Here is an 11,297-nt window from a genome sequence, read left to right as displayed (position 1 = left end):
GCACCCTCGGCACGGGCAGCACCCTCGGCACGGGCAGCACCCTCGGCACGGGCAGCACCCTCGGGGCGGGTGGCACTCTCGGGGGGCGCGGCGTTCTCAGGGCGCGCGGCAGTCTGCGGGCGGGTGGGGGTGTGGGTGAGGATCCAGGTTGCGCCGTGGGCGGCCATGGCTCGGCTGGCTCTTATGTCCTCGTCCTGGAGGGCTTGGGCCTCAGCGAGGGCGGCGGCTCGGCCCTTGGGGATGAAGGGGCGGACGCGATCGATGCCGGCGGCCAGGTTGACGGCCGTGGGACGAGCGTTGCGGAGGCGATCGACCATGGTCTGGAGGGTCGCGTCGCTCCAGCGCTCGCGTTCGGCCTGCTGGAGGGCGAGGACGACGCCGAACGCGCCCGCGACGCCCAGCGCGGGCGCCCCGCGTACGGCGAGGCGCTGGATCGCCTCGACCAGGCCGTCGACGTCGTCGATGTCCAGGTACTCCAGGCTGGCGGGGAGTACGGTCTGGTCGATCAACCGCACCTTCGCATCCGCCCATTCGACGGCCCGAACGTCACTTCCCATGACCAGAAGAATACAAATCGGGTAGGCGAGGGAGAATCGCCGCGGACCCTTGGCCCGGAGACGCCCGTCCGGCATGGTGGCGGTCATGCGGATGCGGATACGCCTGCTCACACTGACGTTGGCGTTCCCCGTCCTGAGCGGGTGCGGGCTGGTGCTCGACCACATGTCCGGCAGCAAGTCGAACGAAGGACCGCCCGCTCCTCTGCCCACGCCGCCTCCGGGCTGGAAGGCCATCGTCGCGGGCAAGTACGGCTATCTCGTACGGCCGGAGTGGAAAATCGAGCCGTCAGGCGATGTCGGCGTCGCCACGGTCTATGACGATCCGGCAGGGCAGTGGCGCATGCACGTCCAGCAGTTCACCGGCTGCGGCGATGCGAACAAGGCCGAGGATCTCTCCAGCTTCTCCAAGCAGATCGACCCCAAGGAGAGCCTCCAGACGTTCACCCTCCGCAAGCAGCCTCAGAAGATGACCGTCCCCGGCGCGGCCGGCGGCTGGCGCTACGAGACGGCGGGCAGCGGCGGCCACACTTACACAACGTTCAATGTCTGGGTCGCCAGCAAGCGATCACACTGCTGGAGCGAGCTCTGGATGACGCTCCCCGGTGGCGGCGACGCCGAGACCATGGCGACGAACTTCACCGCCTCTCCCCCGCCCTGATCGCCGTCCGACGCCACCCCCGAGCCCCTCAAACTCCCACCCCGCTAGGCCCTGACGGGCAAAGTCCCAGGCGGAGAAGTCGGTCTTTCCAGACGTTGTGACCTGCAGTAACTTGACACACCTCGAACTCATGTTCGACATTATAGGGAGGTGTTCGGGGCGGCGTTCAAGGAGGCACCGTGGCGGAGGCGGCGTTGGCGGAAACCGCCGCGGCGCTCGAGGCACTGCGGCTCGACTCCCAGCCCCGGGACCTGGTTCCGGTCCTGCCCGCGCTCCGTCCGGTGGTCCCCGGACTCCGGCCGGGCTCGATCGTGAGCCTCAACGGGCAGGGCGCCGGGTCCCTGGCCATGGCGCTGGTGGCCGGGGTGTCGCGCCACGGCGGCGAGAGCGAGGCGGGCGGGTGGTGCGCGGTGGTCGGGATGCCGGAGTTCGGCGTCGTCGCGGCCGCCGGTATGGGCGCCGAGCCTGAACGCCTGCTCCTGGTGGACGACCCCGGCGAACGCTGGCCGGACGCCGTCGCCGCGCTGATCGAGGCGGTCGACCTGGTGCTCCTCCGGCCGCCCGAACGCCCGGGCACCGCGGCCGTACGACGCCTCACGGCCCTCGCGCGCAAGCACGGCTGCGTCCTCACCGTCGCGGAGCACGACTGGCCCGGCACCGCCCTCCGCCTGCATCTCGCCGACACCGAGTGGACAGGGCTCGGCAGCGGCCACGGCCGCCTTCAGGGCCGCCGCGCCCGCCTGATCGCCGAACGACGCGGCGCCCCCGAATCCACCTGGATCTGGCTGCCCGCCCCCGACGGCACCGTCACCCCCTACGAACCGGCGGCCACCCCCTACGAACCGGCCACCCCCTACGAACCCACCGGCCGGCCCACCCTGGAGGTGGTCGCGTGAGCAAACGAAGCAGGCCCGCGCGACCTGCACTTGCCGGGAGCGGGGAGTCACCCCTCCTCAAGAACGGCGACGTGAGCGAGCGAAACAAGTCCGCTCTGCCTGGCCGCAACCGGAGGCGTGGATCGGCTCTCCGCTGGAGGTGGCGCGTGAGCGGGCGAAGCGGTCTCACGCACGCTGCGCAGGCCGGGAAGCGTGGCGAGTCGTCCCTTGTGTGGAGGCCGCGTGAGCACGCGGAAGGCGTTCGCGCCGCGCTGGCCGGGGAACGCGGCGGGCCGTCCCCTGCCGGGGAGGCCGTGAGCGGACAAAAGGCATTCGCGCAGGCTGCCAAGGGGACGCATGGCGGGCCGTCTCCTGGCCGGGAGGCGGCGTGAGTCGGGTTTTGGTTGTTTGGTGTCCGGACTGGCCTGCGACTGCGGTGGGAGTGGAGGCGGCTACGGCTGGGGCTGTGGTCGTTCAGGGGCAGGTGGTCGCCTGTACGGCGGCGGCGCGGGCTGAGGGGGTACGGCGCGGGCAGCGGATTCGGGATGCGCAGCGGCGGTGCCCTGAGCTGGTCGTACGTGAGCGGGACACCGACGCCGAGGGGCGGATGTTCGAGAGGGTGGCCGATGCGGTGGCGGCCCTGGCGCCCAAGGTGGAGGTCGTACGGCCTGGCATGTGCGCGGTCCCGGCCAAGGGCGCGGCACGCTTCTACGGGGGCGAGGAGTCGCTGCGCCTGCTGGTGCAGGACGCGGTGGTCGAGGCCGGGTACGACTGCGGTTCCGGCATCGCCGACGGGCTGTTCGCGGCCGAGCTGGCGGCGCGTACCGAGTTGGGCGGGCTGGTCGTCCCGGCGGGCGAGTCGGCGTCGTTCCTGGCGCCGTACCCGCTCAGCGTGCTCGACCGGCCCGAGCTCGCGGATCTGCTCAACCGGCTGGGCGTCCGGAACCTCGGCGGCTTCGCGGGGCTGCCGAGCGGGCATGTGGCGGGGCGGTTCGGGGCTGACGGGGCGCTGGCGCAGCGGCTGGCGCGTGGTGAGGAGCCGCGGCCGCTGGCTCCGGCGCACGCGGCCGTCGATCTGTCCGTACGGCAGGAGTTCGATCCGCCCGCCGCGCAGGCCGAGCAGGTGGTCTTCACGGCCAAGCGCCTGGCGGGCGAGCTGCACGAGGGGCTGGCGGCGGGCGGCCTGACCTGCGTACGGCTCAACGTCGAGGTCGGGTTCGCCGACGGGCACGTGCTGCAGCGGCTGTGGCGGCACGACGGGCTGCTGTCCACGCTCGCGGTGGCCGAACGGGTCCGCTGGCAGCTGTCGGCCTGGCGGAGCGACCGACCCAAGGCGGGCGTGGACGCGGACGGGATCGAGCTCGACGACGGCGACGAGGCCGGCGCGGCGGTGTGGGGCGGGGTCGTCTGGCTGGAGCTGACGCCCGAGCAGCTCGTACCGGATCAGGGGCGCCAGCAGGCGATCTGGGGTCAGACGTCGGTGACCGAACGGGTCGCACGGGCGGCGGACCGCATCCAGGCACTGCTCGGGCATCGTGGCATCACGCGGCCGGTGCTCACGGGCGGGCGCGGGCCCGGTGAGCAGGTGACCAGGGTTCCGGTCGGTGACCTCCTGCCGGGCGGGATCCCGGACGGCCCGTGGCCCGGCCGGATCCCCGCGCCCGCGCCTTCGGTGGTGCTGCCCACACGCGTTCCGGTGAACGTCACGGACGCGACCGGCGCGCCGGTGGTGGTCTCGGCGCGCTGCACGGTGTCCGCGCCGCCCTCGATGATCGCCGTGAACGGACGTCCGGTGTCAGCGGTGACGTCGTGGACCGGTCCCTGGCCCGCGATCGAACGCTGGTGGGACCACGAGCACTCGCGGCGCCGGGCGCGCTTCCAGGTCGTCACCGCGGACGGCTGCGCCTACCTGCTCGCGGTCGAGGACGGCCTCTGGCACGTGGAGGCCACCTATGACTGAACGGGCCGACGGCCGCCACCACGACCGGGGCTACCGGGGCTGTCGGGACCGCCACGACGGCCACGACGGCCACGACGATCAGGAGGCGCGCTGTGGGATGGCATAACCCTCCGATCCCGTGGCGGGACTTCGAGAAGCAGCTCTCCTGGAAATCAGGAAACGAGCCAGGCGGGCGGCCGCAGGATCTCTCTCCTCCGCGCCGTGATCCTTCGGCTGCCCGCCGCCCCGACGACGATCGCCAAGAACGCCGGCCTGACGCCCCTGCCTGGGCGGAGCTGCACGTTCACTCGTCCTACAGCTTCCTGGACGGCGCGAGCGATCCGGCGTCGCTCGTACGGGAGGCCGCGCGGCTGGGCGTGGAGGCGATGGCGATCACCGACCACGACGGGATGTACGGGGCGGTGCAGTTCGCGCAGGCCGCCGCCGAGAGGAACATCGGCACGATCTTCGGGGCTGAGCTCAGCCTCGGACTGCCCGGGCCGCAGACGGGCGAGCCCGATCCCGCCGGGCAGCATCTGCTGATTCTGGCGCGCGGCGCGGAGGGCTACGGGCGGCTCTGCACGGAGATCACCCGCGCCCAGCTGGCGGGCAGGCAGAAGGGCCGGCCCATCTACGACCTGGAGAAGCTGGCGGACGCCCACGACGACCACTGGGCCGTTCTCACCGGATGCCGCAAGGGCGCCGTCCCCTCAGCGCTCGAACGAGAGGGCATCGACGCCGCCGAACGCGAGCTGACGCGCCTCGTCGAGATGTTCGGCGCGGACAACGTGTTCGTGGAGCTGGTCGACCATGACCTGCCCGACGACGACCACCGCAACGACGCCCTCTTCGAGCTCGCCACCCGTACCGGCCTGGCCACGGTCGCGTCCAACAACGTGCACTTCGCCTCGCCCGGCGGCGATGCGCGGCTGGCGCAGGCGCTGGCCGCCGTACGATCGCGCCGGAGCCTCGACGACATGGTCGGCTGGCTGCCCGCGAGCGGCACCGCGCACATCCGCGACGGCGCGGAGATGGCCGCCCGCCTGGCGCGCTTCCCCGGCGTTCACGAACGGACCGTGGAGCTCGCGCGCTCCTGCATCTTCAACTTCAAGGTCGTCGCGCCCAGCCTCCCCGACTGGCCGGACCCCCAAGGACTCGGCCGCAGCGAAGCCGAGCAGCTGCGCCAGCTGGTCAGAGAGGGAGCGCTCAAGCGCTACGGCCCGCCCAACGACGAGAAGACGCCGGGCGCCCACGCCCAGATCGCCAAGGAACTCGACGTCATCGAGGGCCTCGACTTCCCCGGCTACTTCCTGATCGTCCACGACATCGTCCGGGCCTGCGAAGAGCGCAACATCCTCTGCCAGGGCCGCGGCTCGGCGGCCAACTCGGCCGTCTGCTACGCGCTCGGCATCACGGGCGTGGACGCGGTCAAGCACGGCCTGCTGTTCGAGCGCTTCCTCTCCCCCGGCCGCGACGGGCCGCCCGACATCGACCTCGACATCGAGCATCGCCGCCGCGAGGAGATCATCCAGTACGTCTACGAGAAGTACGGTCGCGAGTGCACGGCCCAGGTCGCCAACGTGATCCAGTACCGGCCCCGGATGGCCGTACGGGACTCCGCCCGCGCGCTCGGGTTCTCCCCCGGCCAGCAGGACGCCTGGTCCAAGGGCATCGACCCGCGCGACCCCGTGGGCGCCGAGGCCGAGATCCCGACGGCGGTCACCGAGCTCGCCGAGCAGATGCTGAAGCTCCCCCGCCACCTCGGCATCCACTCGGGCGGGATGGTGATCGCAGACCGTCCCGTCGGGTCGGTCTGCCCGATCGAGTGGGCCACGATGCCCAAGCGCAGCGTGCTCCAGTGGGACAAGGACGACTGCGCGGCGGCCGGGCTGGTCAAGTTCGACCTGCTCGGGCTCGGCATGCTCGCCGCGCTGCACGACACGTTCGACCTGGTCGCCGAGTACTGCGGCGAACGCTACGACCTGCAGTCGATCCCGCATGAGGACCCGCTGGTCTACGACATGCTCTGCGACGCCGACACCGTGGGCGTCTTCCAGGTCGAGTCCCGCGCGCAGATGGCGACGCTGCCCCGCCTGCGTCCCCGCAAGTTCTACGACCTGGTCGTCGAGGTCGCGCTGATCCGGCCCGGCCCCATCCAGGGCGGCTCGGTCCACCCGTACCTGCGGCGCCGCAAGGGCAAGGAGGACCCGACCTGCCCGCACCCCCTCATGCAGAAGTCCCTCGCCCGCACGCTCGGGGTTCCGCTCTTCCAGGAGCAGATGATGCAGCTGGCCGTGGACTGCGCGGGCTTCTCCGCCGCCGAGTCCGACCAGCTGCGCCAGGCCATGGGCGCCAAGCGTGCCCCTGAACGAGTGGAGCGCCTGCGCAAGCGGCTGCTGGAGGGCATGGCGGAACGCGACATCCCTGCCGACGTGGCCGAGGACATCTACCAGAAGATCCTGGGCTTCACGGGGTTCGGATTTCCCGAGTCCCATGCGCAGAGCTTTGCCCACCTGGTTTATGCGAGCTCGTGGCTCAAGCGGCACCACCCCGCAGCGTTCACCGCCGCGCTCGTCCGCAACCAGCCGATGGGTTTCTACAACACCCAGTCCCTCTACGCCGACGCCCGCCGCCACGGCGTGGAAGTGCGGCCCGTGGACATCAACGCCAGCGGCGCCCACCCCACGCTCGAGGACCTCGTTCCCGTCGAAAGCAAACATCCTCACGCGCCGGGAAAACCCCAGCCCGCCATCCGCATGGGCCTCACCGGCATCCGCAACCTTGGCGACGACGTGGCCGAGGCCATCGCCGATGGCCGCCCGTACACCAGCATGGAAGACCTGGCCCGCCGCATCCCCCTCTCCTCCGCCGCCCTCGAAGCCCTGGCCACCGCCGGTGCGTTCGACAACATAGGAGTCTGGGGCAGTCACACGCAGGGGCGAGGGCAGGGGCTTTCGCGGCGGGAGGCGTTGTGGGCTGCGGGAGCACTGGCGGGAACGGGCCCGGGGCAGCTGGAAGGGGTCGCGCCCGGGGCCACGGCGCCGGAGCTGCCGCCGATGACGCCGGTCGAGGAGACGCTGGCCGACTTGTGGGCGACCGGGGTGTCGCACACGCATCCGATGTCGCACGTACGGGAGGCGCTCGACGAGCTGGGCGCGCTGTCGTCGGAACGCCTGGCCACCAGGCCTGGGGAGTCCAACGTGGTGGTGGCGGGGCTGGTGACGCACCGGCAGCGGCCGCCGACCGCGGGCGGGATCGTGTTCATGACGCTGGAGGACGAGACCGGGATCATCAACGTGACGTGCCCGCCGCAGGTGTTCCAGCGCCATCGCGGGCTGGCGGTGGACTCGCAGGCGCTGCTGGTCAACGGGCGGCTGGAACGCGCGGACGGGGTGAGCAGCGTGCGCGCCACGCGGCTGCGGAGGCTGCCGGTTCCAGGCAAGGTCCGCTCCCGCAACTTCCACTGACTCGTCCGCGCGACGCCCGCTGATGCGTCGGCCGAACGTTCGCTGATCCGTCTGTGGAACGTCCACTGATTCGCAGGCCTAACGATCACCGGGCGGTGTCCAGATCCGGTCTCACGGGCTCTGACCTGGCACTTCGCCAACCATGTCCGTTTTACGAAACCTTTAATTAACGCGATATGTCTTGACGGTCCGGGACGGCCGACGTACAGGTGAGGGGCGGGCGGCCCATTTCCTGGGGGTTCAATCGATGACGACGGGTACCAACCGGATCTCTGCCTTGCCCTGCGGCCATAGAAGCAAATGGATCGTTCTCGCGGTCTGGGTCGTGCTTCTGATGGTCGCGTTCCCGCTCGCCGGGAAGCTGACCGGCGCGCAGAAGAACGACGCCTCCTCCTGGCTGCCCAAGAGCGCCGACTCCACGCAGGTGGTCAAGCAGTCACAGAAGTTCGTGCCGCCCGACACCTTCCCCGCCGTGGTCGTCTACCACCGCGACGGGGCACCGGTCACCGCCGCCGACGAGGCCAAGGCCGCCGCGGACGCACAGCGGTTCAAGACCGTGACCGACCATCCGAAGAACAAGGACAAGGCGCCCAAGCAGATCGTCTCGAGCGTCGTACCGCCACAGAAGGCGGGCGATGGCAAGGCGATCCAGACCATCATCAACGTCCACGTCGGCGCCGACGGCTGGAACACCCTCGCCCCGGCCGACAAGGACTTTCGTGCCATCGCCCAGAACGGCGGCAACGGCCTGAAGGCGCATGTGACCGGTCCCGCCGGCTACGCGGGCGACTTCGCGCACGTCTTCGCCGACTTCGACAAGACCCTGCTGTTCATCACGGCGGGCATCGTCATCATCATCCTGCTCATCACCTACCGCAGTCCGATCCTGTGGCTGGTGCCGCTGATCTGCGTCTCCGTCGCGCTGTTCGTGGCCCAGGCGGTGATCTACGTGCTGGCGAAGAACGCCGGGCTGACGGTGAACGGGCAATCGGCGTTCATCCTGACCGTGCTCGTCTTCGGCGCCGGCACCGACTACGCGCTGCTGCTCATCGCCCGCTATCGCGAGGAGCTGCGCCGCCACGAGGACCGGCACACCGCGATGAACGTCGCGCTGCATCGCGCCGGGCCCGCGATCCTCGCCAGCGGCACCACCGTGGCCGTGAGCATGCTGTGCCTGCTGGTGGCCGAGCTCAACTCCACCAAGAGCATGGGGCCGGTCATGGCGATCGGCGTCGCGGTCGGCCTGGCCGCCATGGTCACCCTGCTGCCCGCGCTGCTGGTCATCTTCGGCCGCTGGATGTTCTGGCCGCGGCGCCCCGCGTTCGGCTCCGCCGAGCCCACCGCGCAGGGCGTCTGGGCGCGCATCGGCGCCAGGATCGCCGTCCGCCCGCGCATCACCTGGATGGTCACGGCGCTCGTGCTGGTGATCATGGCGCTCGGCCTCACCACCCTCAAGACCGACTACCTGGCCAACAAGGACGCGTTCAGCGCCGGCAAGCCCGACTCGGTCACCGGTGAGGAGGTCCTGGTCAAGCATTTCCCGGCGGGCAGCGGAAGCCCGATCGAGGTCATCGCGAACGCCGGCAAGGCGGACGCGGTCAAGACGGCGCTGGCGACCGTGCCGAGGGTCAGCAACGTCACGCAGGTCGGCCAACCCAAGGACGGCCTGGTCTACCTGACCGGAACCCTCAACGCCCCACCCGACAAGCCCGAGGGCTTCGCGACCGTCGACAAGGCGCGTTCCACGCTGCACGCGATACCGGACGCGAACGCCAAGGTCGGAGGCGGCGCGGCGGTCACCCACGACATCAACAAGGCCTCCAAGCGCGACCAGAACCTGATCTTCCCGATCATCCTGATCGTGGTCCTGGGCATCCTGGCGCTCCTGCTGCGAGCCCTGGTCGCCCCGGTGATCCTGGTGGCCACCGTCGTGCTGTCGTTCGGCGCGGCGCTCGGGTTCAGCGCGGTGATCTTCGACAAGGGCTTCGGCTTCGCCGGGTCCGACCCGTCGTTCCCGCTCTGGGTCTTCGTGTTCCTGGTGGCCCTCGGAACGGACTACAACATCTTCCTCATGACCCGCGTCCACGAGGAGGCCAAGCAGCACGGCACCCGCCGCGGCGCCCTCATCGGCCTCGCGGCCACCGGCGGCGTCATCACCTCGGCGGGACTGGTGCTGGCCGGCACGTTCGCGGCGCTCGGCTCGCTGCCCCTGGTCTTCGTGACCGAGATGGGCTTCGCCGTCGCGTTCGGCGTCCTGCTGGACACCTTCATCGTGCGGTCCATCCTGGTCACCGCGCTCAACCTCGACGTCGGCCGGTTCATGTGGTGGCCGAGCTCGCTCACCCACGAACACGTCGACCTGCCCGCCGAGAAGGACGAGGCGGCCCCCGTGACCCCGTAAACCGTCGTGCGGCCGCACCGTTCCCCGTGAACGGTGCGGCCCACGTCACCAGTCCGGGCCCACGTCACCGGTTGGGGCCTAGGTCACCAGTTGGGGTGGCCCAGGTCCTTGTTCTCGGGGCTGACCGCGCGGTCGCCGGTGCCGTCCACGCGGATGGCGCGGATGCGCGGCTGGTCCCACGTACCGCGGACGTAGCAGATCCACTTGCCGTCACGGGACCACGCGGGGTCCATCTCGTGGGACGAGCTCGTGGTCAGGCGGCGCGGGTTGGAGCCGTCGGCGCCCATCACCCAGATGTCGCCGGACGGGTAGGCGCCGCGGCTGTAGGCGATCTGCGAACCGTCGAACGACCACTCGGGGTCGACCGCCCGCACGCCGTCCTTGGTGAGCTTGGTCCACGGCTGCGTCGGCTTGGCGGCGTCGAGCGAGTAGATCGTCTCCACGCCGTCGCGCTTGCTCCAGAACGCGATCCGGTTCGTCGACGACCACTGCGGGTCGTCCTTGTCCGCGCCGTCGGTGGTCAGCGCCTGGGCGTTCGACCCGCTGATCGAGATGGCGTAGATCTGCCGGACGCCGCCGCTCTTGACCATGTAGGCCAGCCGCGTGCTGTCCGGCGACCAGGTGACCCGGCCGCCCGCCATCTGGTCGGTCACCATCTTCTGGTCGCTGCCGTCGGCGTTCATCACCCACGCCTCGGACTTGTCGCCGACCTTGCGGGTCCACGCGATCTTCGTACGGTCCGGTGAACGTTCCGGCAGCGCGTCGCACGTCGAGCCACCGACCAGCGTCTGGGCGCTGGCCGCCCCGGGCGTGTAGAGGCCGATGTCGGCGTAGCACTTGGCGGGCCAGCCCGGCTTGGTGTCGATGCGCACGAGCATCGCGTCCGTGGGGAACCCGCCGCTCGCGCCACCTGCCGCGGCCGCGTTGTTGCTTCCCGTTCCCGAGTCGCCGCTGGTGTTGCCCGCCTTGTTGTTCTTGCTGTGGTCGCTGAGCAGGAACGCCCCTGCCGTGGCCGAGCCCATGACGGCCAGCACGATGAGGCTCCCCACGAGGAGACCGGCTGGCCGTGAGCTCTTCTTCTTCGCCGGAGGCGCCGCTACCCCCGCACGCGGCGGTCCAGTGGGCGCCTCGGCAGATGGGTCCGTATGCGACTCACCATGAGGAGCCCCATAGGGATAGCCACCGCCCTGATAGGCCATGCCCGCCGGTGGCGGCCCCGCAGGAGGATGCTGGCCGCCGTACTGGCCGCCCGCGTACCCCGGCTGCTGCCCCTGGTCCTGCCCCGGAAGCCCAGGCTGCCCATGCCGAGCCTGCTGCTCCGCCCCGTAAGCTGCCGCACCCCCCACCTCAGCCCCGCGCTGATCGGACGCGCGTTCAGGCGCAGGCTGCTCATGAACGCG

6 protein-coding genes and 1 pseudogene are annotated in these 11,297 nt (G+C 70.8%); 5 read left to right on the top strand and 2 right to left on the bottom strand.

Going from position 1 to position 11,297, the window contains the following annotated elements:
- Positions 1-557: pseudogene (locus J4573_RS53330) on the bottom strand (hypothetical protein); the annotation flags it as partial.
- 85 nt (positions 558-642) lie between these two features.
- On the opposite strand from J4573_RS53330, the gene J4573_RS53325 reads away from it, so the two are divergent.
- The 5 genes from J4573_RS53325 (at position 643) to J4573_RS53305 (ending at position 9,897) form a co-directional block, all read left to right on the top strand.
- A complete protein-coding gene (locus tag J4573_RS53325) occupies positions 643-1,215 on the top strand; it encodes a hypothetical protein (RefSeq protein WP_208264181.1) in 573 nt (190 codons plus the stop codon).
- A gap of 179 nt (positions 1,216-1,394) precedes the next feature.
- Positions 1,395-2,111: a DnaE2-dependent mutagenesis accessory factor ImuA' gene (gene imuA', locus J4573_RS53320; RefSeq protein WP_208264180.1), complete on the top strand. Its 717-nt coding sequence runs from the start codon at positions 1,395-1,397 to the stop codon at positions 2,109-2,111.
- A 445-nt stretch (positions 2,112-2,556) separates the two neighbouring features.
- Positions 2,557-4,050 (top strand): DNA polymerase Y family protein, encoded by a 1,494-nt coding sequence (locus tag J4573_RS53315; protein ID WP_307797575.1) that lies wholly within the window; start codon positions 2,557-2,559, stop codon positions 4,048-4,050.
- Positions 4,051-4,142: 92 nt separating this feature from the next.
- Positions 4,143-7,496, top strand: coding sequence for an error-prone DNA polymerase (locus J4573_RS53310; protein WP_208264178.1), 3,354 nt, complete (start codon positions 4,143-4,145; stop codon positions 7,494-7,496).
- A gap of 247 nt (positions 7,497-7,743) precedes the next feature.
- Positions 7,744-9,897 carry an MMPL family transporter gene (locus J4573_RS53305; protein WP_208264177.1) on the top strand — a complete coding sequence of 718 codons (2,154 nt, stop codon included), beginning with the start codon at positions 7,744-7,746 and terminating at the stop codon, positions 9,895-9,897.
- Positions 9,898-9,980: 83 nt separating this feature from the next.
- On the opposite strand, the gene J4573_RS53300 is transcribed toward J4573_RS53305, so the two are convergent.
- Positions 9,981-10,946 (bottom strand): TolB family protein, encoded by a 966-nt coding sequence (locus J4573_RS53300; protein ID WP_208264176.1) that lies wholly within the window; start codon positions 10,944-10,946, stop codon positions 9,981-9,983.
- Between the last annotated feature and the right edge of the window lie 351 nt (positions 10,947-11,297).

The sequence above is a fragment of the Actinomadura barringtoniae genome (assembly GCF_017573505.1).
GTDB classification, from domain to species: Bacteria; Actinomycetota; Actinomycetes; order Streptosporangiales; family Streptosporangiaceae; genus Spirillospora; species Spirillospora barringtoniae.
Note: the sequence above shows the minus strand (reverse complement) of the source record. Positions and strands in the feature narration are given on the sequence as shown.

What these genes read in the sequence shown, in the direction of transcription:
- J4573_RS53325 (WP_208264181.1), top strand. Translation starts at nt 643, where the DNA reads ATGCGGATGCGGATACGCCTGCTCACACTGACGTTGGCGTTCCCCGTC.
- J4573_RS53305 (WP_208264177.1), top strand. Translation starts at nt 7,744, where the DNA reads ATGACGACGGGTACCAACCGGATCTCTGCCTTGCCCTGCGGCCATAGA.